Below are 24,826 nucleotides of genomic sequence, written 5' to 3'. Positions count from 1 at the left end.
CTATTAAAGACCAAAATTTTAATTATGTCAAGATCTGTTTTGATTGTGGATGACTCTATGTATATGAGATCACTGATCAGTGATGCGTTGGAGTCGGCAGGCTACCAAATTATTGGGCAGGCAGAAAATGGCGAAAAAGCCATCGACCTTGCCATGGAGTTGAAACCTGAACTGATCACACTTGATAATATCCTGCCCGACATGATCGGTATTGATATTCTCAGGGTGTTGAAAAGTGAAGAAAATATGAACGCTAAAGTGATCATGATCAGTGCGGTAGGGCAAGAATCAGTGATTCAGGAAGGGTTAAGCCTCGGAGCGACTGATTACATTGTCAAACCATTTACAGCGGAAGGCATCGTAGCCTCGGCTGCCAAAGCATTTGAATAATTGATGAAAGAGAAGGAAAAAGAATACCTTGAACTTTTTAAGGCAGAGGCGCACGACCAGTTTGAGCAATTGAACAGGCTTTTTACCGCCCTGGAAGCCAATTCGGACGATAAGGAAGCCATCGATGCCATTTTCAGAATCACCCACACCCTGAAAGGAAATTCAATGGGTTTGGGGATTCAGTCCATTGCCGAGATCTCCCATGTTATGGAAGATATTTTCGGAGAGATTAAGAAGAAAAAGTTTTCCCTCTCTTCAGAATTGTTTTCAAACTTATACCGTGGAGTAGATAAGCTCGGGCAGCTGATTCAGGCGATTAATACGGATGAAAAAGTCAGTTATAAGGGCATACGAACGAAACTGCAGGTAGCCTTCAGAAAAATTTTGCCAGAAGAAGAAGCCACTGACGATAGCGGTTCAGCAGTTGTGGTGCCTGCTGATTTGCCGAATGCAGCGGAAACCATTGTCGCCACTGAATCGGAACCTGCCGAGGCACCTGTTGCACCTGAGGATTCATTGTCCGCTACGGAAGAACAGGCCGTGCAGGAGGAAGCGCCGGCAATGGAAGAAACAGCGGCTACGGAAAGTCAGGAAGCGGAAGAGGTGGAAGATGATTTATCGACCGTTTCAGATATTTCCTTTTCAGATTTTGTCAACGTGCCGATCAAAAAACTCGATGGCCTGATTGACCTTGTGGGGGAATTACTGATTGAAAAAGACAGTCTTGCCGCGGGCAGGAAAGACGGCCAACGCAACAATGAGCTGGCACTTTTGCATCGGATTACATCTGACTTGCAATATGGAATTATGGGCATTCGGCTGGTGCAGGTGGGTTTTATGTTTCATAAATTTCATCGTATTATCCGCGATGTAGCCACCATAGAGCAGAAGGAAGTCAGCCTGAATTTGGAAGGCACGGAGATCGAAATCGACCGTAATATCCTGAAAATCCTCAGTGATTCGATGGTGCATCTGGTACGAAATGCGGTAAGCCATGGCATTGAGTCGCCAGCACAAAGACGCGCAAGCGGTAAAAGTACAAGGGGAAATGTAACCCTGCGGGCGTTTAATGAAAAGGACACCGTTTTTATTGAAGTGGTGGATGATGGGCAGGGGATTAATGAAGAGGTGATTCTGAAAAAAGCCATTGAAAAACGGCTGGTTTCCGAAGAAATCGGCAAGGGCCTCAGCAAAGATGAAAAGTTGCAGTTTATTTTTGAGCCAGGCTTCTCGAATGCGGAAAAGATCACGGAGGTTTCTGGTCGTGGGGTCGGGATGGATGTGGTCAAGCGGGCAACAGAATCGATCGGCGGACGGGTGAGTGTGCAGTCTGAAATTGGAAAGGGAACCGTTATGCAACTCGCGTTGCCGTCATCAATGGCGCTAAAAGGAGCCTTGTTGTTTCAGATGGATCGGCAAACTTATGCGGTGCCGCTGTCCTATACGGAGGCGGTGATTTCCCTGCATAAAAAGGATCTGCATAAAATCAGCAATGGCTTGATGTCAAGTTATCTCGATCGGCCGATGTCGGTATTTTTCCTGAAAGACCTTTTTCAGTATGGAAAAACGATGGATACCAGCTTTGACTTCCACCAGGGCTTTAATGCACTCAAGAAAGGGGAAAAGATTGAGGTATTGGTGATTTCCTATCAAAATACTTATCTCGGTTTCATCGTTGATAAGCTTTTGCAACAAAAAGAGATTGTGGAAAAAACCCTCTCGAAACCCCTTGATCAGGTGCCCTTATTCAGTGGTGCCACCATTTTAGGAAACGGTCAGGTTTGCTTGGTACTTGATATTCCAAACATCATTCGGAAGGTTTTAAAAAATAAAAGACGGGGTCAGGAACATGAATATATCACAAATTGAATTTGATGTAGCCAAAGAGGTTATTAATATTGGATTGGCCAAAGCTGCGGACGCCATGTCGATGTTTGTGGCCGACAAAATTAAACTCAAAGATTTCAACCTGAGTATTGAGCGGGTATCGCCAAGAATGCGGGTCAGCAAAAAACAAGGGGAACAGGTGACCGTATTGACCACCGCGATCAAAGGGCAAATGCAGGGGGTATGTTTTTTTATCCTCAATCAGCAGGAGCGGGAACAACTATTGCTTAAAACCCTGCCTTCAAGTTTGAATCCCGAGAGCGAAGAAGCAAAAGCGATGGGGAAGGCTTTCCTGATGGAGCTTGACAATATTATCGCCGCTTCGGTCGTTACTCAATTTTCAAATTTGCTTGAACTGCAAATGCATGGTTATGTGCCTGAGCATGATGTTTATACGGAAGATGAACTGAATCCCGCACTCTGTGAACGGCTTGGGGTAAATTCACACTTAATGTACTTTAAGGTGATTTTACATTTTGAAGAGGCCGATATTAGCCCGGAGTTTATCTGGAGCCTTGATGCAAAATTTATGGATTCGGTGAACACCTTTATCTGTAATCCTCAAAATCAGCGCATCTTTAAGAGGGTTAAGGATAACCTGGAGCAGGAGCGCGTCAGTCGCCTGAACGCCTCAGTGAATGAAAAAATGAAGTTTGTACTTATCGATGATAGTACTGTGGCTTTGGCAATGCTTACCGAACTGATCGAAAGTTGTGGTCATGAGGTCATCAGTACTTTTCAGACGGGGGAGCAATTTCTGCAAAATGAGGAAAAAGTGTTTAAAAGTGCCGACTTGATCATTATGGATATCAACCTGATGGGGGATCTGAATGGTATTCAGACCATGTCCTACTATCGGGAAAAGTACAAAACTCCTTTCATGTATATTACTGCCCATGATCAGTACGATGTGTTGCAAATTGCCAAGCGTACCCTTCCGTGGGCTTTCCTGACCAAGCCCCTTGATATTAAATCGTTGCGGAATCAGCTCGAACTTTTTCAGTACAACCACCACGCGATGCAGTCGGAGCAAGAGGGTATTAATGAGGAAATCAGTCGGCTGAAAGAGGAGAATCATTCTTTGGCGACCAAGGCAGAGATGCTGCAAATTAGTATTCAGGAACTGACCACCACCAACGAACATCTTATTTCAGCGACTTTCCGCGAGCGCGAAATGAAGGAAGAACTGGCAGAATTGCTCAAGTTACTGGAAGAAACGAAGTCCACACTTGAGGTTCAAAACTCAAAAATTACCGAAAGTATTCAGTACAGTTATCGTATTCAGCAGGCGTTAAATACCAATAGCGATCGGTTCAAGGGGTATTTTAATCAGTCGTTTATTTTTTATCAGCCGAAGGATGTGGTCAGTGGTGACTTCCCATGGGCTTTAAAAATGGGTGACTACCTTTATGTAGCTGCCGTGGATTGTACAGGGCATGGCGTTCCTGGGGCAATGCTGGCGATCATGACCAATGTGATTTTGAAATACCTGTGTACCGATATTTCGCATACGACCAATCAGATTCTGGATTTGCTGCACCTTGAAATTGTCGATTTGTTACAGCAGGAATGCGAAAAAGTGAAAATTAATGATGGGCTTGACATTTCCTTGGTTCGATTCAACACCAAAACCAATCACCTGCAATTCAGTGGAGCCCACTTGCCGATGTTCTTACAGCAGGAGGGAACTTTGCAGATGATTCGTGGGGATAAAATGCCTGTCGGTGGTACTCAATACAAAAATCGGAAGCCATTCAAGGCACATGATTTTGACCTGAAGCCTGGAGATCGTGTGTTCATTTTCTCGGATGGTTTGGTCGATCAGTTCGGAGAATCTACCAATCGGAAATTTGGGAGAAAGCAAACCTTCGATGCCTTGCAAGATGGTGCGGCAAAAAGCCTGAAGGAGCTCGAAAATAATTTCATCTCTCAATGGAAAAACTGGCAGGGAGGGGCAAAACAAATTGATGACGTACTTTTGATAGGTATTGAATATGCAACATAAAAAAGGCGTGTTGGTGGTCGATGATTCAAGTATTATGCGCCACCTGATTAAAGATGTGGTGGAGCAGGATGAAAGCTTGCGGGTGGTCGGTACGGCCAATAACGGCCGGGATGCCGTGATGCAGAATGAGTCCCTTAGGCCCGATATCCTTTTGCTTGATATGAATATGGGGGGCTATGATGGCCTGTTTGCCGTGAAGCAAATCATGAATGGGCCAGCCCCGGTGCCGATCATTATTCTGTCGGCTCTGGGCAATACAGACATGGACCCCATACTGACGGCGCTGAAGGAAGGAGCTTTTGATTATGTGAATAAATCTGCTGATCACCATTCCGATATTCATGCTATAAAAACGGTGCTTTTTGAGAAAATAAGAACGGCCCTGGCCACCGATGTTTCAGCACTCACGGCGGCCAAGCAGCTCAAAAGCAATACGGCTCCTCATACTTTTGAACAGCAGTTGGCCTATGATATTATTTGTGTGGGAGCTTCCACGGGAGGGCCCTCCGCGGTCGAGGCTTTTGTAACGAAAATCCCTGAAAATTTACCTGTTCCTATTGTTATTACGCAGCATATGCCTGCCTCCTTTATCCCTTCTTTTGGTCAAAGACTCAACTCATTAACCAAGAAAAAGGTGATTATCGCCAAATCGGGCACTTTATTAGAGCCTGGGGCAATTTATCTTTTGCCAGGGGGGGTAAATACGGTGCTTCGCGAAGTGCATGGGAAGGTCAAGTTTCGCCCTACAAAAATGCAGTTCGCAAGTTATAATGAGCCTTCCATCGACGGACTGATCAGTTCGGCAGTTGATATTTTTGGTCGGCGGTGTATCGGTGTAATCATGACGGGGATGGGGCGCGATGGCGCCGAGGGGATGTTAAGGATTCATCATGCAGGTGGCTTGACGGTGGCGCAGAGTGAGGAAAGTTGTGTTGTTTACGGGATGCCCAAAGCGGCCAATCATCTTGGGGCGATCCAGCACAATATTAAACTGCAGGAATTATCTACTTTTGTTATTAGCGCTATTTCATAATGAGTACAATAGTTACAGATCATAAAATTTCCGACGAAGAGCTGAAATCTTTGGCTACGGCCATAAAAACCCGCTATGGAATCGATTTCACCAATTATGAAATTAAATCCCTGAAAAGAGGTTTTGGCCGTTTGATCAACAAGCATCAGATGACTTCCCTGATTGACCTTTGGAGCGCCATTTTAAAGGATAAGGAATTTTTTCTTGGTTGCATTGATGACCTGACGGTAAACCTTACCGAGATGTTTCGGAACCCTGAGGTATGGATTTTTCTGCAAAAATTGCTGAAGAAAAAACATAGCAAACAGGCGAAGGTCAAGATCTGGCACACGGGTTGTTCCACTGGCGAGGAGGTATATTCAATGTATTATATTATTCATTCCCTTATGCTGACTTTTAAAAGTAAAGTAATTGCGACTGATCTGAGTCCCATGGCATTAAACACAGCCAAGGAGGGGAAGTACTTTGGTGTGCAGGCCAATAAATATGCACGAAATTTTGGCAAAGCATTTCCTAAAGGAGACTGGAGCAGTATTTTTGAAGAAATACCCACAGGGATCAAAATTAAAGATCGAATTAAACGTAGCATTGAATTTTATACACACAATCTGACGAAAGATGAATTTCCAGAAGAGGTAGATATTATCTTTTGTCGTAATGTCATGATCTATTTTGATAACGATCTTAAATCCAAAGTATTGATCAAGTTTCATAAGGCATTGAAACCAAATGGTTTGCTGGTGGTCGGATATTATGATATGATGCCTGAGGGATTTCAGGAATTTTTCCATGTGTATGATAACCGTACTAAAATATATATAAAAGTGTGATACTGTTTTTCAGTAGCTGGTCAATTTGACCGATCGTGGGCATTTAAAATTTACCTATTGTCCACTTTGTAATTGATTGAAAGAGTTGCTTTTAGGGCATGAGCAGGCAAATAGGCGTTATTTTGAATAAACTTTTACATTTACTAAAAATATCGAATCAACCTTTTGTTACGCGCAAACCATAAATTTCACCTCATAGGCTTTAGGAATGGCTAAAAATGATGTTGGTTGAGCAGGATTTTTCGGGATTAAGTCAGTTTCATCATGATCTGTGGTATTGTGTTTAGATTATTAGAATAATTATGACTTATTTTTGTACAGACTTAAATTAACAAAATTGATTGTTTCAAGGTATATCAAAATAAATGTACCTACGCGAAACGGGCGAGATACTTTAGCGCAGATGGTTAGTGGTATTCTTGTTTTAGCGTTAGCAGAAACATGACTTATGTATCAATGATAAGTTAATATTCATGTAGGTGTGGATGTTCAATTTAGTGTGATTATCAAATGTCTGAACAAAATTTACAGCAAAAAGTATTACCGCATTTTTATGCTTTGGCAGCATCTAACGACATTGTTTTTAGTGAAACCGAATCAGCAATTATCAATGTGATTTGTTTGTCTATTGAAAAATTTACCTCCTATGAACTTGTGATCGATATTCAAGCGATTCAAATACATTCCAAGCAATTACTCACAAGTGCGCTCCTCGAAAAATCGTGCGATAAATTGATGGATAATTACTACCTTCCTCCGCTTAAGTTATTGAAAGGATTCCGAATGCCTATCATTCATTCCTATTCGATTCTCGACACAGAGATTCACTTCAATATTAATCCTTTAATGCGTGCGTATTTTTATGGTACCATGACCTACTTAAAAAATAAAGAGGCACCGTAGGGAGTCATTGGTTTTTGTGCAAGTTAAAAAATGTGACCGCAGATAAGCTCCACCGTTATCATGCTAAAAATGGTGCGGTGTTGAACTATTTGGCTTCGGCCACTGTCATCAAGTGGGCTTCTGCGGCATTGACCTGAAGCATTTCTTCAGCGATTTTTTTTTGTACTAATCGGCAGTCATCGTCAGTAAAGGTACAAATATGGATGGACTCGAGGTGACCGAGGGAGAGCTCAATGCATTTCGATAAGACTGGGTTCAGATGATCCGAGTCCCCAGGCACCTGAGCATACAAATTCACCTGGGCGTGTAGGTGTTCATCCACAACCTCGGTGCCATAGTCAATGTGTTTTCTGTTCACATAAAAAAATTGTTCTCGGGATGGGATATACACCAGCAAGCGCTCTGGAACATATTTAGCAATTGTTTGTGTTGTTGTCATGATGAATGGGGGTATATTGGGGTTGCATATTAGTCTTTATATTTTTATTATTCTATTCGATTGTTTGATTTTTTACTATCAAATATGCTTGATTGTTACCCGACCAAAATAGCGCATTCCAACTGAAAATTATCATAAATAATCACAATGTTATTATAGAATGCTAATAATTTAGCCGTTTGTATTGAGTTTTCCGCTTTAAATCAAAATAGGCATTCATTTTTTACCGTATCGAAATTAGATACGTTGCGATATCAAATTTGACGCATTCGTAATCTTATGCGTGAAGGGGTAGAATCTTACATGCAATTTTAAGTTTCCGAATTTTACAGCTTTTAACTGTGGTTACCTTTATAGATGTGTTGCGACGGTAGTTTGATCGGTGAGGGATAAACCTGTTCAGCGTTGTAAAACTAAAAGTGCGTAATTTTTGGTACTACCAACGCTGAATTTTGGTGTTGGCTTGTGAAATGGGCCCAAAGTATTTAATGCCTCAGGTGTTTGACCGCAGCGACAGTCTAAAAACACGATCAAAAAAAACAGCCTGAACGAGATGTTCAGGCTGTTTTTACCTTACCACTACGATGGAAAGTCTTATCTTTTTAAAAAACCAAAATGTTCGATCGTTTCAAAAATCACTACAGGTTGATCATGACCAAGATCGGGAAAACCCACAAAAAACATGCGCTCATCGAACCAGTTGGAATGGCCAATAATGTAGCCCCGTTCCCCCAAAGGTAATTTGTCGCCGATATAAACCACTGGCTGCCCAGTGTAGGTGAGGTCTGGGGAAGCCCACCATTGTCCGCTATATCGAGGCTTCCTTCTCATCATATCAATGAAGTCATTTCCCAGGTCTTTTTTGGTTTGTTGGATATGTTCAAGGGTATCTACGTGATTGGATAAGTTCATTAATAACATGGAAGTAATTTAATTATTTCAACAAATAAGATTTTAGTCATTACAAAACATGACCTATGTCATTAATTAAAATACGAAAATCATGGTGTAAATGTCAATATTCAGATTGATATTTAACAAAATAACTCAAAATTTATCAAAATTCGATTTATGAGGGAATTTGTGCGCTATTTTAGGCAATAAATCATTTATGATTATTAATGACTTTTAGCCTTTATGGAACAGGACTAAATAAGGATTATTTGGAGTCTGATGGTGGGAAAATTATCTTCCAGTCATTCTTCATATCAGTGATTGTCCAATTTTTCATCGGTGCTTCTGTTAATCCCATATTCAACCGCCCAACGGCAGATTCGCGATCGTAAGCCCATTCTCTTTCTGCATCAGTATGGTGCAACAATAGCATAAAACTTTGGTGTGTTCCCAATGCCGCCCATCTGAGCATCTGCAAATCTCCATCCGAATTTCCAGAAGCAAATACAGGCTTCCGCCCGATGAATTTGTAAATAGCCTCGGGCTTTCCTGCCTTGTCGTCTATAAATTCAAGTTCAGGAAGTCTTCGGATTACAGGTTGCTCCCCGTGGTCATCATATTTTATTTTTATGGTACTGCCCACCACCTGATCGCGTGGAATACCATAAACCTCTTCCACCCAGGGGCGCATGAAGGCGAGCCCACCTCCGGAAACAATAAATGTTTTGAATTTGTGCTTTTGAAGAAAGTGGACAAGTTCTACCATTGGCTGATAAATCAGTTCAGTATATGGTCTATTGAGTGAGGGGTGTTTAGCCGTTTTTATCCATTGCAACACTTCTTGCTCAAACTCCTCGCCCGTTGTATTGGCATGCGATGCCAAAACAATTTTCATTAAACCCTTTTCGCCATATTTAAACAAAGCTTCGGTATCATGATCAATCGCCGCCTTCATCACAGGATCTTTTTTCCATTCGGGGTGCTGATCAGCCAGCGACTTTAATTTATCCATGGCAAAAATCAGTTGGAAATACAGCGGCTTTTCAGCCCACAGGTTACCATCATTGTCGAAAGTAGCAATACGATCGGGGACGGGGATAAAATGCGGACTGTTGGGATCGGTAACCGAAGCCACATAATCCATGATGGCTTGCTTCGTTTTTCCCTCCCGCCATGAGGGCAGCGGATCACTTTCAGAAGGAGAACTTTGCAGGGACTTTTGCTCTTGTGGATTCTCTTTCATCGAAGGAGTGCACGAAAATCCAAGGCTAAGCAATAATATAAATGCTGAAACAATTAATTTTGAGGCCATATTCAGTACAATTAAGGAGAATTTTTTTACTCATCAGATTAACAGGAATCTATCGGAAGAGTTTTTTATGGCATAGGTTTGCGGTTTTGGGGTCGTTAGTGTTGCATTGTGAACAAGAAGCAATAGCCCCCCCTTCAACAGAATTTGAAAGCATAGAAGTGGCGGAAATTCAAGGTAATGAACTATTGGTAAAACCGATGCAAATGATTCGAATCGATACCTGTATTAAATTATTTAGTTATCAATGGGTTCGACAGGTTAATGGCAATTCGATGGAATATTTCTTGATTGACATCCTGCTAACCTTAAGGCTCATTGCAATTTTCGATCAGGTCACTTAGTCACGATATGGCGGTGGATTATTTTGTTGTTTAATGGTATCAAAACCGTTGTTTAGTTGAAGTCTTTTTAAAATCAGACAAGAAGTGGAATGATATGCTTGGGGGAAGGAGTTTTTTCCTTTAATAGGAGGTTATTTATAATAATGACGTTATGCTTTATTAATAGCATTGGAGAACTCCCCCAACACCCGAATCTCGCTCTCCTGCGTTTCAATGCCTTGAAGGTAATTGCTCAGGTTGATTTCCGTATTGTCAATTTGGAGTTTTTTACGTAGCCGTGTACGAGCGACTTCAATGGCTTTGGGACTTTGCCCCGTGATTGCCGAAACCTCTTTGGTATTCATGTCCATGCGAAGCAGGGCAGAAAGCTTCCGCTCATTGTTGGTCAGTTTACCATGTTTGGCTTCAAGGATTTTATAAAAATTGGAATGTACGGCATTGAATCGTAAGCTGAATTCCTCCCAGGTATTGTCGTTGTTGATATTTTGCAGGTGTTCAATGATGGCGGTCAGGTTCTTGCGCTGGTCCATTCTTAATTTTGACTTGAACTCAAACAGTCGCTGCGAGACGGTATTGATCAACTCATTTTTTTGCACAAGATGGGTTACATTATTAACCAGTTCTCGGTTTTTAAAATCAAGCTGCTGTTCTACCAATTCTTTTTCAGCCTGAATTCTTTGTGTGGCCTCGCGTTCTTTTTGAAGCTTTTGCTTCAGGTACAATCCTAAAAGAACCAGGCTGATAATTAAACCGACCGCAATTGCCAAGCCCATATACATTCGCCATCTCCATTTCTGATGCCCCCTTTTGGTGGCTTCATTTTTTTTATCCAGCTCATATTGATCAATCAGGTTGCTCACCACATCAGTTTGTTCCGAACGCTGAAGCTTGTCAGAGGCTATTTTATAAGCTTTATAGTAATTCAAAGCGGAGTCCATTTGGTGGGTTTTCAGAAAATAGGAGTGACGTAACAGGTGAAGGTCTTGAAGATAAACTGCTTGTTGATTTTCGGAAGTAATAGTTGCGGCCTGCTGAATATACTTAAGCCCGATGTCTGTATCATTCACCGCCAGATGGTAGCGAGCCAAACCAATCAAATCACTGAATTGACTGCTGGTTTCGCCCAGGCTATCTTTTAGGTGTAAAGATTGTTCAAAATAAATTTTTGCCAAGTTATTTTTTTCCAGCGCCAAACTCAGGTTGCCAAGGTTATGTAATGCTTTGGCTTTAGGCAGTAGGAAACCTGAAATTTCCGCCGACCGTATGGCTTCCACATAATACGCATGCGCCTGCTCCAGGCGGTCTATTCCTTGCAGGGCCGAGCCGAGATTAAGACAAATGGAAGCCCGCAACTGATGCTTTCTTGCGGGCTCGAACAAGTCAAGTCCCCGGTAAGCAGTCTTAAAAAGAGGGATTGCCTTGTCATATTCTCCCTTTCGTTCATAAACAAGCCCCAAATTATTATTGAGTATCAGAAGCTCTTTTTTGTTATTCAGTTTTTCCCACAGCGCTCGGCTCTTCAGGTACTCCTCCGTAGCAGCGACATATTGATTGCTGATAAATAGTAAAGCAGCATATTTGCTGTGAAGTTTTGCGCGGTGAGCAGCCTCTTGAATTCGCGAGATAAGTTCGGGCAATCGTCGGCTATATTTTTTGGATTTTTCGGTTTGATCGAAGGCATAATGGTGTGCGAGTAACAATATCGATTCACATTGAACCAATGGGGATTCAGCGGTATTGCTCACGACCAGCAGGCTGTCGATATTTAAAGGTTGCCTGGCAATACTGGTGTTAGTATATATGATTAATATACTTGTAAGGATATAAAATTTATGCATGATATGCTTGCTGAAAGAATGAAAGTTGTTGCAGGCTTAAAGATAATGATAACTTTTTATAACCTAAGAAATCATCAGATAAAGTCAGGGCGAATTTTGCTTTGGGATACATTCATCTATTAAATATATTGTTTTGTGATATTTGATAAAATTACATCAGCATACATTAAGTATTTACAGACAATGTAAGGAATGAAAGACCCGTAGCCTCATCCTTTTGGGGGTTGTGTGTTTAACACGATTTTTACTTTCATTCACCAATTTCACCTATATATCAATTGCTCTCAGGCTGAAATGAAGAATTAAATTTGGTATGCTAAATAGGCTTTCGATACAGATTATCCTCTTTAATTAAGGCTGATTCAGTAGAATTTAAGAAGAATAAACTCTTTGTAGTTCATTTTTTAAGGTTTCTAAATGTGTGTTATTATCGCTGATAAAAAGTGAGTTAACGCTATTTGAGTGGTGTTTGTGTCGCTGTGTAGTAGCCACTGTGATTCAGGTAGTGTTTTCGTTAGGGTGAAGAATTAGAAGAGAATGAGATATCGATGTATAATTGCATTTGGGAGGCGTTAATTATATATGAAAAAAGACAAGAAAGAAAACACCAAAACAGATTCCGATTTTGAAGATCATTTGAGAAAAAAAATTCAAAAAAGAATTGTACTCAATAATGCCCTTAAAAAATTGGTACGTGCTTTAGATAAGAGCACTCCCAAAAAATAGTAATAATTATATCATCATTATCCATTTTAACCTTTATTATTAATGTCAAATTTTTTATACAGGTACTATAAGGTATTTGTGTCTGTAATAGGGTTGCTTATATGCACTTTCAGTACACAATGGGCCTTTAGCCAAGCCCAATTTATGGACGGTATGCGCAGGGGTGTTGTCCGTGTGAAATTTAAGGAGGGCCATCAGCCAGCCTATTTTTCTAACGCCAGAACGAGCGGCGAGGCTATACAGACAGGCGTAGCGGCCTTTGATCAGATCAATGTGCAGTTTGGAGCCACTCAAGTTAAGCGGGTTTTTGAAGCCAAAGGAGGCAATGAGGCCAAACTTAGGAAACACGGACTGCATTTGTGGTATGAGGTGATCGGAGATCCGACTCAGGATATCGCAACCATGATAACACATTTTGAGCAGTTGGCAGAAATTGAGCGGGCAGAGGCCAATTATGAGAAGCAGTTTGATCAGGGTAAAATGATTGCCGCAGACCTGAACGCTATGCGCAGCCGAAATAATGAGTCGATGCCCATGGATGACCCCTCGCTGGTTGATCAGTGGCATTATCATAATACCGGAGAATGGCATGATCAGGCGGTTGCGGGAGCCGATATTAATTTGTTTGAAGCATGGGAACGCCATCAGGTTTATGGGGATTCCCGGGTGATTGTGTCGGTGCACGATGAAGGGATTGACATTGAGCATGAAGATTTGAAGGCCAATTTATGGGTCAATTCAGGGGAGTCTAACACAGGAATGGAAGTGGGAAAAGATACAGACGGCAATGGTTATATTGACGATATCCACGGATTTAATTTTGGAGAAAACAGTCCTGAAATCACCCCAGACCCGCACGGCACGCACGTTGCGGGAACTGTGGCTGCGGTAAACAACAATGGCGTGGGTGTGTCGGGTGTTGCTGGCGGATCGGGGAATGGTGACGGTGCCCGAGTGATGGTTTGTCAGATTCTTTCAGGAGGATCTACGGCCGAGCGTATCGCTGAATCCTATATTTATGCCGCGGATAATGGTGCCGTGATTTCACAGAATTCTTGGGGATACACCAGCCCAGATTTCAAGGAAGAGGTGATTCATGATGCCATCAAGTATTTTGTTGCGGAAGCTGGAGATTATGAAGGAAGTCCTATGAAGGGAGGCCTGGTATTCTTTGCTCCTGGGAATAGCAATGTGAACTTTAGGTTTTATCCTGGTGCTTATGATGAGGTTGTGGCTGTGGGTGCCATGGCTCCAGATTTCACCAAAGCATCCTACTCTAATTTTGGGGAATATTTTGATGTGTTTGCCCCAGGAGGGGACGGATACGGGATTACCGAGGTTTTGAGCCTGGCGCCAAGTGATGGTTATGCCTACTTTGCAGGGACCTCAATGGCCTGCCCTCATGTGTCGGGAATTGCCGCTTTGGTACTTTCGCATCCGGAAAATTTCGGGAAACTTGACAGTGAAGGTCTCCGAAATATTATCCTGACTTCTGTCCGTGATATCTATCAGTACAATGCCTCGGGATATGCTGGGCAGCTTGGACGCGGATATATTGACACAGAATATGCTTTGCGAATTGACGACGGAAATGGCCCTGAAAATATTACCGACTTTATTGCCGTAGGGAGCTCTTTCGATATGGTGAGCTACCAATGGTCGGTACCTTCCGATGTGGTGGATATCTATCCCGAAGAATACCATTTTACCTGGGCCACCGACGCCCAGTTTTCAAATGCGGAAACGGTCACCATAAAAAACAATAATCAACAGGCAGGAACAAAGATGCAATTTGATTTGAAAAAGCTTGACGACCTTCCTTTCGGCACACCGATTTTTGCCAAAATAAAAGCCATCGACCGCTGGGGGAATACCAATGAGGAATCGGTAACTGTTGCGTCTGAAATTAAAAGGTCTCCTGAACTTACAGTGGAATTTCATGATTCAAATGCGGATGGGCATCATTTGATTACAGCGGATTTTCTTAACCCCTCGACCCCATGGCTGAAAGTAAAAAATATGGCCTCGGCCTCTGAAGGTGGGGCCCTGAAATGGCAACTTGTTTCGGGAACTTTGGAATTGAATGCTATGGCTGAAAAAGCCGCTGAAATGGCAGAAGTGCCAGCGAGTTTTAATGCCCCTCGCGCTCGATCGGCAGCAGGAGTTTCGGTGACACTGACCAATCAGTTACTCGAGCGAAGTGATCTCAATGTTGCGATTTCCGCAGCAGCCAATAATGTTTCGGACCCGAACTATATCGGTGCTATCGACCCTAAAAATACCACCGACCCTTACTTGCATTTAATGGGCGATCCTTATGAAACGTTGTATACTTCCATAGGAGATGGCTCAAGATACCTGACCAACAGTCAGGCGCAGCGTTTTACCGTTCCGGCGACAGAAAGCGGGCAATATACGATAGATTATGTGACCTTCAGGGCCAGCAGCCGTCCCGACTTTTATGGCACGGAATCGGTGGAAATATATCTTGGTTCCTCGCTGGAAACCGCCAAGCGTGTGGCGGCATTCAATGCGCAGGAATTTAATCCAAGTGGGACGACCTCAGATTACGATGCGCCACTGACAATGACTCGTCGGGCATATTTACCCAACAAATTAATTTTTGAAGAAGGCGAAAACTTCTGGGTGGTGGTGCATCATCCTGCGGGGAAATTCAATGCCTCACCGATGTTTATCGGTACTTGGGCAGGGGTTCAGCACGATAAAACCTCCATGATGTCTTTTGATGGTGGAAAAAACTGGCAAGACCTGAACGAAGCGCTCGAATCAGATTTACCGCAATTTTATGGCAGTGTGTTTGATGTCATGGTGATGCCTTATGTATATCAGTCCCAGAAAATACTACAGCCAACGGTTACCGAAGGTATTCTGGAGGCCGGCGAACAGGTGCAGATCCCTATTCAGTTACACCTGGACAGCGTGAAGGCGGGCGAGCATGAGCTTACCCACACTTTTCTCACTAATGAAAAAGACCAAACCTATCACAATTTTCTGGTAGATTTTAACCTGATCAATGTACAGCCACAGCTTGAAGTGGATGAAGTAACAGATTTTGGGCGAATATTTGAAGGGGGAACAACCACTCATGATTTGTATATTTCGAATATTGGCTACGCCGACGCCAAGGACCTTCAATGGGAAATTTCCGACGATGCCTTCACGGTAACAGGACCTTCAGATCTTCCTGCAAGATACCGGAACAAATTTGCTTTTACCTTCAAGCCCACCGAACAGCGAGAATACAACGCTACGGCAATCGCAAGCATGGAGGGCACAGATCGGAAGCTGCGACTGGTACTTACTGGCAGCGGGATCGCACCAAGTGTTTTGAAATTATCCCCTGCGGAAATTGTATTGCCTGACACGGATCTGAATGATCCGAAACATATCGGCAACACTTTCAAAATCATGAATGATGGCAATGCTGCCCTGCAATATGTTATTGCTAAATACTCCGACAAGGATATTCCGGATTATGAACGCAGCAACCTGTTTGGCTATACCTATAAAACGGATTTTAAAAACAGCAATCTGTCACATGATCCCGCAGAGGATGCACCCGAGTTTCGTGATATTTCCAATCATGTTTCAACACAGGATATTACAGAGGAAATCCGAGTAAGTTCACAACTTAACAAGCGTATTGATATCGGTTTTGCCTTCCCGTTTTTTGGGGAATACTATGGACATATCTATCTGAGCAAGTACGGCATCCTGTGTTTCAGTGATCATGCTTTCAATGCTACACCAAGCTTCAGGGATACCTATATGCCCGAAGGCTACATCTCAGGCCTCTTTGAAAACCTGTCTTTCAATGATGGCGGACGGTTGCTTTACTTGCAGGAACAGGGTAAACTGACCGTGCAGTACGATCAGGTGAAAACAGCCAATGCCTCAACCTACAATAAAGCCTTTAGTTTTCAGTATGTAATTTACAGCAGTGGCGACATTGATATTGTATATGACAGCTCGTGGCCTGCCGAGGGTACCGATGGCTATATCCTGAGAACGTTCGCTTATGTGGCTATTGAAGAACCACAGCAGGAGGATGGTTTGCTTTTCAAAAAATGGAACCATTTTCCAGAACTGGGCTATGGCACGATAGATCCTGAGGATACCGAAGCATTGGATAAAACGGCCCTGGGCTATTACCTGCAATTTCGGAACCCTGGCGTCAACCTGGCGGAAAACTTCAACACCACCCACGGCACTTTGCTGGCAGGTGAAGAGGAAGTAATTACCTTCGATATCGATCCTTCCCAATGGTTTGAAGGCGAGTTTGAGCAATATATTGCGGTGGTTTCCAACGACCCTGTCAATACCTCTCAGGGTGTTCATGTAAAGATGAATATTGTTTCTGGAGGTACGCCAGGTGTCGAAACCATTGTGGAAGATATTCACTTTGATGCGGTGCTAAATCAGCAGCTCGAGTCCAAGTATATTCCAGTCAACAATACCGGAACGTCTGCTTTCAGGATTGATGGGGTAGAATTTTCAAACCCGGGCTTCGTACTTAAAAATCAATCCATTCTCGGTGCCACCGTTGCTCCTAAAGAAACTGCTTACCTTGAAATTGTGGCTGATACTGAAAACGTGGGCGATTATAGTGCCGACATGCAGGTTGCGTTATCGGGTATTGATCCACTGCATTTCAACCTGACGGCCAAAGTAACGGAAGTGCCGATTTTCAGTTGGCAATGGGAAAATGACCAAACCACCGTGGACCTTCACCGAGGAGACCTGCATTATGAACCCTTTACGGTGAAAAATGAAGGGCGCTCAGACCTGACCTTCTTCTTTGATACCGACAGTTGGTTCAATGTCCTTAAAACGGGCAGCAGCTCAGAAGTTTCCGAAGTGGATTACAAGTTTGAAACCGGAAAGCAGGAATGCTGGTGGGAACAAAGCGGGGGCTTTGATTTGATTGAAGTTTGTGGACGCAGGGGACCTTCTTACGATTGGGTGGAACTTGCTGATCACCCGCAGGCAGAATATATGCCTGAGTTGAATTTCTGGACGGGTCAGCCTTTCGCCAACAAGCAATTGCCATTTTCTTTTGAGTTTTATGGCAAGCATTACGAGCAGATCAACATCGCCTCCTTTGGCTTTGTGACTTTCAACGAGGTAGAAAATAGGGAGTGGGACAATCCCGGAATGATTCCTTATATCCCCTATGATAAAAGCAGATTCCAGACCATGATCGCTCCTTTATATCACCCTACCTCACCGAATTTTTATGAATTTCCCAAGACGGCCGGCGTCTATTATCTTGAAGAAGAAGACCAGGTAACGATTCAGTATCACCTGTATAATGATATGTTCGGCATGGGGTACTCGATGTCTTTTCAGCTGATCCTCTACGCAACGGGCAATTTCAAATTCCAGTATCAGATGCCTGACAGAGGTTTTGATGCCTCCAATACGATCTATTTTCTGGATGCTTTCGGTTCTATTGGTATTCAGAGTGAGGATAAAATGCAGGGCTACCAGTTGTCGTTCATGGAAAATTACATCAGCGATGAAATGTCGATCGTTTTTAAACCTCAGCAAAAATTTGTGCTTGGGCCCATGGAAACGGGGACTTACGAGCTGTTGATAGACAGCCGTGAAATTGGCACCTATGAGGTGGAAGGGGTATTGCATGCGCTTTCCAATCAGCCGGGTACGGAGGAAGATTTCAAACACCCTATCCATGTTAATATCGAAGGTGTGGGCGCATTTACTCCCGAGGAATCGACTGTCGATCTTGGCATCATTTTCTATGAATCCCTTGACCCTTTAATTCAGGAGGGCATTGACCATCGGGTGAGAATCACCAATACGGGAACAGCTCCCATAGAAATTGTAGGTGGTGGGCTTGAGCGTAATTCAGCACGGCAGGTTTTTGGAGAGAAGATTTACGATGGCGGAAGTCTGTACATTTTCACCCCGATCAGCGATTATGTTTTTACAACGCCAAAACAGATTGCCCCAGGGGATTTCTTCGACTTTTATGTCGAGATTTCTCCGGAATATGCACAGCGTGTCGACGGTCAGTATTATTTGGTCAGCGATGAATTTATCAACCTTGCTACCAATCTGAACTTCACCTGGAGAGCGCTCGATGCGGTAGGCAGTGAGCAACAGGTGAGCATTCCATGGAAGGCCGCTTTGGGTAGTGCGCCGGTTTATGGAGGGCATGATGAAATCATCCGCAGTGAAATTGTGCGTGGCGAGCGGAAATCCTATAGCATTTCGCTCTCAAATGAAAAAGGGAAATCTCCACTTCAGTACAAGGCGGCTGTGGAATACTATCGTCAGGAGACTCCTTTTGCTCGCCTGATGCAGGATGAAAATGTAGAAACCACCGAAGGTCTGCCATTCGCAACGCTTTTTGCGGAAGTGGATCAATCAGCACGAGCGGTACAAATGGAGGAGGAAGCTGAAGTAGGCGATATTCCTTCGGATAAGGGCCTGGTACACTTCTTTGAAAATATCCGTGGAAATAATGCCTTTTCGGTAACCGGTTTCGGGCAGGGTGTTCCTTTCTCGGCGGCCACCAAATTTCAGGCACCGGAAGAGGGCAGTAGGCTGTCAAAAGTATGGACCCTCTGCCAGATTGAGAAAACGGAAATTGTTGAAATCAAAGTAGCTGTTTATCGTGGAACAACCATTGAAACCATGCAGCTGGTTCATGAACAAACAGCCATAAAAACCTATGATGGCGAAGAGAATACGCCGCATTGGTTTGGTATTGAGCTGGAGGAGGAAATAGAGATTCTTCCTTATGAAAACTTCTATGTACAATTTACTTATCCACGAAGCATTGCTCTTCCGCAGGCTTTCGACCGAAGAAGCAACAGGGAATATGGAAAAGATTATATCATTTCCCAGGGGCTTTGGTTTGACTCCAACTATGTGGGACTTGGTGGTGCCGGATGGCAAATTAAAGTAGGTGCCGAGCACGAAGGGCAAGGCGGTTGGCTGATTTTTCCCGGTGGTCCTGAAGGCGAGATTGATATTGAATCCAAGGGCACCATTGATTTCAGGATTGACGCCACCAAAGAGGTTGATGATTATTTGGCTGCTGAAATTACTTTCCGCACCAATGATCCTGTGTGGAAGCGCCCCTACCACACCGAAGTGATGGTTGATGTACTGAACCCACTGAACACCGAAGAGGAGCAGCAGTTTGGGGTAGCGCCGAACCCAGCGACGGATTTTGTGAATGTTAGTTTCAGGATTGAGGCTGCTGCAACAGCCACTATCGACATTTTTTCAACCACAGGGCAATTGCTGTTGAGTCAGCAAACACAGGCCATTTCCGGAAATAATCAGATTAAAGTACCGGTATCTGGTTTGTCTTCAGGCTTGTATATGCTCCGCATTTCCACTGATCAGGCCGTAATCGGCCAGGCAAACATTATCAAGCAATAGCATTTTTAGGGGAGGTATTCCTGCCTCCCCATCTTTTGGCGTTAAGATTCAACTTTATGAAAAAAATATATTTAGTCCTGCTGTTTTCCCTGTTCGGGATCACGCAGACGATCGCCCAGATTCAGGTCAAGGGGCAGGTCAACGATAAAGAAAGTGGCGAGCCCATCCTCGGGGCAAATGTTGTTATTCAGGGAACGGCTACTGGTACCGTTACCGATATCAATGGTGCATTTACGCTCGAGGTGCCTGCTGCTGAAACCGTTCTTTCATTTTCATTTATAGGATATACCAGCGAGGTCGTGAAGGTGGGCAATCAGTCCAACATACAAGTTTACCTGAATGCCGACGCCACCGAACTTGAGGAAGTAATGGTGGTCGCTTATGGCGAACAAAAAAAATCATCTTTCACAGGATCAGCCGCAACGGTTAAAAAGGATCATATCGAAAAACTGCAGGTTTCCAATGTTCAGAACGCCCTGGAGGGGGCCGTAGCTGGGGTTCAAGTGTCTGGGGTGAGTGGGCAGCCGGGCTCAGGGACTTCCATCCAGATTCGTGGAATTGGCTCCGTAAATGCTTCCTCGGCACCATTGTATGTGGTGGATGGTGTTCCTTTTGGCGGGGCGATGAATAACCTCAACCCTGCGGATATTGAGTCGATGACGGTCCTCAAAGATGCGGCAGCTACAGCACTTTATGGCTCGCGTGCAGCAAATGGGGTAGTGATGATCACCACTAAAAAAGGAAAAAGTGGGCAAGGATCCATTCAGTTTAAATCCCGAACGGGTATTGCACAGCGGGCCATGAGAGGCTACGACCGCCTTGGGCAAAAAGATTATTATGAAGCACAATGGGAAGGTTACAAAAACAACCTTATGGCAGCGGATATTGCCGAGGAAGATGCCCGCCTGATTGCCTCGGGGCAGCATCCGGTGTATTCACACCCAATGTTTGCGGGTTACCGAAGAAACCTCGTGCAGCAACTCGGGGGCTATAATGCTTTTGATGTCGCCGACAGCTTGTTGATTGACCCCACAACGGGACAGATGAATGCCGGTGCGAATGCTCTGTATGGCGACAATTGGGAGGATGAACTTTTTTCGGCGGCACTGCGGCAGGAGTATTCAATTGCAATGAGCGGAGCTGCCAACACCACGGATTATTTTGTTTCTTTCGGCTATTTGAATGAAGATGGTGTGGCGACAAATACAGGCTTCGAACGCTTTTCTACGCGTGTAAATGTAAATTCAGACATCAAAAAATGGCTGAATGCCGGTGCCAACCTTTCTTATACTTTCACAGAATCCAGAGGTGCAAGTACAGGCAATACCACGGCTTCCAATCCGTTTTTCTTCGCCAATACCATCGCACCAATTTATCCGGTATATCAGCGTGAAGAGGATGGCAGCTTCCTGCTCGACGATGCCGGAGAAAAGATTTACGATTACGCTGGATCACGTCCTTACCTCGGCAATTCTAATGCGGTAGGTACCACCACGCTCGATGTTATTGGCTATACCAACAATGCTATTTCGGGAAGGACTTACCTGAATGTGAAATTTAACGATCACTTTTCCGCCCGTACCAATGTGACGCTGGATTATGTCAACCGAAATTCAATTACCCATCAAAACAGCCTCTACGGCGATGCCGATAATGTAGATGGCCGGTCATCGCGTACCGATAATGAATACACCACCCTGACGGTCAATCAGCTACTTTCCTATCAGAACAGCTTCGGAAAGCACAATGTCAGTGGGTTGGTGGGACATGAAAATTACTACTATCAACAAAAAGGATTAACCGGCACCACACAGGGATTTCCCGTGGCGGGTCTTCCGGAACTTGGCGTGGGCTCTCACCCTACTTTTGCCAGTTCGTGGGTGGATGAGCACGTGATTGAATCCTATCTTTCCCGCTTTGAATATAACTATAACGAAAAGTACTTTGGCTCACTGAGCTTTCGTCGGGATGGGACCTCAAGGCTTGCACCAGAATCGCGATGGGGCAACTTCTGGGCCATAGGGGGATCCTGGGCGCTCCATAAAGAGGATTTTATGAATTCCCTCCGTTGGGTAAACAGCTTGCAGTTGCGAGGCTCGATAGGTGAACAGGGGAATGAAAACCTGGGCACGAATTATTATATCTATCGCGACAATTATAACCTCACCTACCCGAATAATTCGGAATACGGTGGCCGGATGACCTATCTGGCCAACCGCGATTTGACCTGGGAAAAGCGGCAGGCGACCAACATTGGCCTGGATTTCAGCTTACTGAACAATAAATTTTCCGGAAGCATAGAGTACTTCAACAATGCTTCCAAAGATTTGATCTTCACCATGCCCGTGGCCCCTTCCAATGGCTGGGGTGGGCAGTCGGCTAATATCGGAGGAATGAAAAACTACGGGCTGGAGTTTAACCTTTCCATGACGCTGCTGAAAACCACCAATTTCCGCTGGAACATGGATTTTGCAGCCACACACATGAAGAATAAAATTACGGAACTACCGCAAGAGGTGGTCATGTTATCTTCTTCCAAGCGCCTGGAGGTTGGCAGGTCCTATTACGATTTCTATATGTTCGACTATGCCGGCGTAAACCCACAAACCGGAGATGCCATGTATTACAAAGATTTGGGCGAAGGACTCGGCAGGGGAGTAACCACTGACCCCAATGATGCCGATCGTTATTTTGTGGGCTCAGCAATGGCCGACCTGACCGGATTTATCAATCAGCGGTTCAACTACCGACAGTTTGACCTATCGGTGATGCTCAATTACCAGCTCGGTGGTGAGGTTTACAATTCAGGTTACCATCAGTTAATGAACCCAAGCTTTGGGGTGGCTATGCATTCGGATATTAAAAATGCCTGGCGCGAAGAAGGGCAGGTGACAGATGTGCCAAGAATTGAAATCGACAACAGCAACTTGGTGAGTACCTCGAGCAGGTTCCTCAGCGACGCCAGCTATGCCACCATCAGAAATATCACTTTCGGTTATACCCTCCCCGAGCGGACCGCCAAAGCGATCCACATGGATAATCTGCGAATTAGTTTTGCCGTGGACAACCTGTTCACCTTTTCTTCCATGCAGGGCTATTTCCCCGGCACTGCTTCAGCGGACGGCTATATGAACAATGGCTATTACCCCATTCGCACGATGTCATTAGGTTTGGATGTTAAATTTTAAGAAAATGAAAAAATTATTATATCTCATATTATTGGTGGCTATGGGGGTGTTTACCCTGGGCTGCTCCAAGGATTACCTCGACCGTGACCCTTCTGATGCTATTCCCTCCGACGAGCTGCTTTCTACCGTCAAGGGGCAGGAAATTGCCCTCAATGGGTTGTATCGTTATATGTATTTGGCTGGCAGTCATGATACTTTCGGAGAAATGGCGATTAATTTGGCCCTGGACCTGCGTTGCGATGACATGGCCCTGCATTCGCTGGGGCATAACTGGTTTGCCAACGATTATGGCATTGAATTTTCGAGAGCAGAAACCCACGGGCGTCCTGCCAATATCTGGTCGTATTATTATCAGCTGATTTTTCAGGCGAATCAAATCATCAACTCTATTGACACTTCGCAAGGAAACAAGCATGAAAAAGCTTATGTGAAAGGGCAGGCTTTGGCTATTCGTGCGTATGGCCACCACCGTTTGGTGCAGGTGTTTCAGCAGACTTTTGTAGGGCATGAAAATGCCCCGGGTATTCCTGTCAAATTAACGGCTGAGCTTGAGCAATTACCGCGCGCACCACTGACCACCGTCTATGATCAGATCAAAGATGACTACCTTGAGGCGCTTGATCTGTTGGAAGAAAAAACGGAAAACAATGACCAGAAGGAAGACGAGGTGGTTTCGGTGCCGCGCAAACACCATTCACACATCAGTCATGCGGTAGTTGCGGGACTGCTTTCACGTGTGTACCTGGTGACCAATGAATGGGAAAAGGCGCATGAGTTTGCTGATTTAGCCATCTCTTCTGCCCAGGAACAGGGGCATTATGTGATGCCTGCACAGTCGTATTTGGATGGTTTTAACAACGTCTACAACCCAGCATGGGTATGGGGACTGGCCATTAACGGCGCACAAACGACGCTTTACGCTTCCTTCTTCTCTCACATTGACCCTTTTGCTGGCGGCTATGCTACCCTGGGCTCGATGAAGAAAATCTCCGCAACATTATATGCTGAACTGACCACCAACGATGTGCGCTACAATGTGTTTGCTGACCGCGATTATGAACTCGATGCAGCAGGAAATTTCGTCTGGCCAACACAGGCTACCCGTAAATTTTTACTGAAAAATCAAGCCTGGGAAGGTGATTATGTCCTGATGCGGATGGAGGAGCTTTACCTCAACCGTGGGGAGGCTTCCTTCCATATGGGCGACGAGGCTGCTGCCCGTGCAGACCTGAAGATGCTGATGCAAAACAGGCTTGCCAATTATTCGGAAAGGATCCTCTCGGGTGATCAGCTGATCGAACAAATATTACTGCAACGCCGCCTCGAACTCTGGGGAGAGGGGCACCGCTTTTTTGACATGATGAGAAATGGCGAAGACCTGCAAAGGGATAAAACCCACGACCCTGGAATGGCACGGGTGATGAACCTCCGAGCTGGGGATCCGCAATGGATCATGCAGATTCCGCAATCGGAGCTTGACGCCAATACGGCGATTAATGCCCAGGATCAGAATCCGCTGAAATAATTGTTTGGCTCGGTGGCTTTTGGAGGATCATTCGCTGCCGGGCATTTTACTGAAATAAATATTAACCTTAAACCTTTA

General features: G+C 44.3%; 14 protein-coding genes. 10 read left to right on the top strand and 4 right to left on the bottom strand.

The genetic code is table 11. From position 1 onward, the window contains the following. Positions 1-24 precede the first annotated feature (24 nt). The 6 genes from AABK40_RS20635 (at position 25) to AABK40_RS20610 (ending at position 7,048) form a co-directional block, all read left to right on the top strand. Complete coding sequence (locus tag AABK40_RS20635; protein ID WP_332921853.1) at positions 25-390, top strand: response regulator; 366 nt, start codon at positions 25-27, stop codon at positions 388-390. Positions 391-393: 3 nt separating this feature from the next. Next, positions 394-2,259 (top strand): chemotaxis protein CheA, encoded by a 1,866-nt coding sequence (locus AABK40_RS20630; protein WP_338399164.1) that lies wholly within the window; start codon positions 394-396, stop codon positions 2,257-2,259. Then, complete coding sequence (locus AABK40_RS20625; RefSeq protein WP_338399163.1) at positions 2,240-4,282, top strand: SpoIIE family protein phosphatase; 2,043 nt, start codon at positions 2,240-2,242, stop codon at positions 4,280-4,282. Before AABK40_RS20630 ends, AABK40_RS20625 begins: the two co-directional genes overlap by 20 nt. Then, complete coding sequence (gene cheB / locus AABK40_RS20620) at positions 4,272-5,315, top strand: chemotaxis-specific protein-glutamate methyltransferase CheB (protein WP_338399162.1); 1,044 nt, start codon at positions 4,272-4,274, stop codon at positions 5,313-5,315. Before AABK40_RS20625 ends, cheB begins: the two co-directional genes overlap by 11 nt. After that, positions 5,315-6,145, top strand: a complete 831-nt coding sequence (locus tag AABK40_RS20615) for a CheR family methyltransferase (protein ID WP_332921857.1) — start codon at positions 5,315-5,317, stop codon at positions 6,143-6,145. Before cheB ends, AABK40_RS20615 begins: the two co-directional genes overlap by 1 nt. A 510-nt stretch (positions 6,146-6,655) precedes the next feature. Then, complete coding sequence (locus tag AABK40_RS20610) at positions 6,656-7,048, top strand: hypothetical protein (protein WP_332921858.1); 393 nt, start codon at positions 6,656-6,658, stop codon at positions 7,046-7,048. A gap of 85 nt (positions 7,049-7,133) precedes the next feature. Here AABK40_RS20610 and AABK40_RS20605 read toward each other — a convergent pair whose 3' ends face one another. The 4 genes from AABK40_RS20605 to AABK40_RS20590 all read right to left on the bottom strand — a co-directional run bounded on the left by AABK40_RS20605 (position 7,134) and on the right by AABK40_RS20590 (position 11,872). Continuing rightward, positions 7,134-7,487, bottom strand: coding sequence for a hypothetical protein (locus tag AABK40_RS20605; RefSeq protein ID WP_332921859.1), 354 nt, complete (start codon positions 7,485-7,487; stop codon positions 7,134-7,136). A gap of 594 nt (positions 7,488-8,081) precedes the next feature. After that, positions 8,082-8,399, bottom strand: coding sequence for a hypothetical protein (locus AABK40_RS20600; RefSeq protein WP_332921860.1), 318 nt, complete (start codon positions 8,397-8,399; stop codon positions 8,082-8,084). Between the two features lie 247 nt (positions 8,400-8,646). Beyond that, on the bottom strand, positions 8,647-9,693 hold the full coding sequence (locus AABK40_RS20595; protein ID WP_338399161.1) for an HAD family hydrolase: 1,047 nt from the start codon (positions 9,691-9,693) through the stop codon (positions 8,647-8,649). Positions 9,694-10,183: 490 nt separating this feature from the next. Continuing rightward, complete coding sequence (locus tag AABK40_RS20590; RefSeq protein ID WP_338399160.1) at positions 10,184-11,872, bottom strand: tetratricopeptide repeat protein; 1,689 nt, start codon at positions 11,870-11,872, stop codon at positions 10,184-10,186. A gap of 582 nt (positions 11,873-12,454) precedes the next feature. Between AABK40_RS20590 and AABK40_RS20585 the strand changes: the two genes are divergently transcribed. The 4 genes from AABK40_RS20585 to AABK40_RS20570 are packed head-to-tail and all read left to right on the top strand — an operon-like array spanning position 12,455 to position 24,748. Continuing rightward, positions 12,455-12,598, top strand: a complete 144-nt coding sequence (locus tag AABK40_RS20585) for a hypothetical protein (protein WP_338399159.1) — start codon at positions 12,455-12,457, stop codon at positions 12,596-12,598. Between the two features lie 42 nt (positions 12,599-12,640). Beyond that, positions 12,641-20,035: a S8 family serine peptidase gene (locus AABK40_RS20580; protein ID WP_338399158.1), complete on the top strand. Its 7,395-nt coding sequence runs from the start codon at positions 12,641-12,643 to the stop codon at positions 20,033-20,035. A gap of 56 nt (positions 20,036-20,091) precedes the next feature. Then, positions 20,092-23,223, top strand: coding sequence for a SusC/RagA family TonB-linked outer membrane protein (locus AABK40_RS20575; RefSeq protein ID WP_338399157.1), 3,132 nt, complete (start codon positions 20,092-20,094; stop codon positions 23,221-23,223). Between the two features lie 4 nt (positions 23,224-23,227). After that, a complete protein-coding gene (locus tag AABK40_RS20570) occupies positions 23,228-24,748 on the top strand; it encodes a RagB/SusD family nutrient uptake outer membrane protein (RefSeq protein WP_338399156.1) in 1,521 nt (506 codons plus the stop codon). The last annotated feature ends 78 nt before the right edge of the window (positions 24,749-24,826 follow it).

The organism is Persicobacter psychrovividus, assembly GCF_036492425.1.
GTDB lineage: Bacteria > Bacteroidota > Bacteroidia > Cytophagales > Cyclobacteriaceae > Persicobacter > Persicobacter psychrovividus.
This window is presented reverse-complemented; position numbering and strand designations above follow the sequence as displayed.

Coding starts and splice junctions, on each gene's coding strand:
- AABK40_RS20635 (WP_332921853.1), top strand. CDS start 25: ATGTCAAGATCTGTTTTGATTGTGGATGACTCTATGTATATGAGATCA.
- AABK40_RS20630 (WP_338399164.1), top strand. CDS start 394: ATGAAAGAGAAGGAAAAAGAATACCTTGAACTTTTTAAGGCAGAGGCG.
- AABK40_RS20625 (WP_338399163.1), top strand. CDS start 2,240: ATGAATATATCACAAATTGAATTTGATGTAGCCAAAGAGGTTATTAAT.
- cheB (WP_338399162.1), top strand. CDS start 4,272: ATGCAACATAAAAAAGGCGTGTTGGTGGTCGATGATTCAAGTATTATG.
- AABK40_RS20615 (WP_332921857.1), top strand. CDS start 5,315: ATGAGTACAATAGTTACAGATCATAAAATTTCCGACGAAGAGCTGAAA.
- AABK40_RS20610 (WP_332921858.1), top strand. CDS start 6,656: ATGTCTGAACAAAATTTACAGCAAAAAGTATTACCGCATTTTTATGCT.
- AABK40_RS20605 (WP_332921859.1), bottom strand. CDS start 7,487: ATGACAACAACACAAACAATTGCTAAATATGTTCCAGAGCGCTTGCTG.
- AABK40_RS20600 (WP_332921860.1), bottom strand. CDS start 8,399: ATGAACTTATCCAATCACGTAGATACCCTTGAACATATCCAACAAACC.
- AABK40_RS20595 (WP_338399161.1), bottom strand. CDS start 9,693: ATGGCCTCAAAATTAATTGTTTCAGCATTTATATTATTGCTTAGCCTT.
- AABK40_RS20590 (WP_338399160.1), bottom strand. CDS start 11,872: ATGCATAAATTTTATATCCTTACAAGTATATTAATCATATATACTAAC.
- AABK40_RS20585 (WP_338399159.1), top strand. CDS start 12,455: ATGAAAAAAGACAAGAAAGAAAACACCAAAACAGATTCCGATTTTGAA.
- AABK40_RS20580 (WP_338399158.1), top strand. CDS start 12,641: ATGTCAAATTTTTTATACAGGTACTATAAGGTATTTGTGTCTGTAATA.
- AABK40_RS20575 (WP_338399157.1), top strand. CDS start 20,092: ATGAAAAAAATATATTTAGTCCTGCTGTTTTCCCTGTTCGGGATCACG.
- AABK40_RS20570 (WP_338399156.1), top strand. CDS start 23,228: ATGAAAAAATTATTATATCTCATATTATTGGTGGCTATGGGGGTGTTT.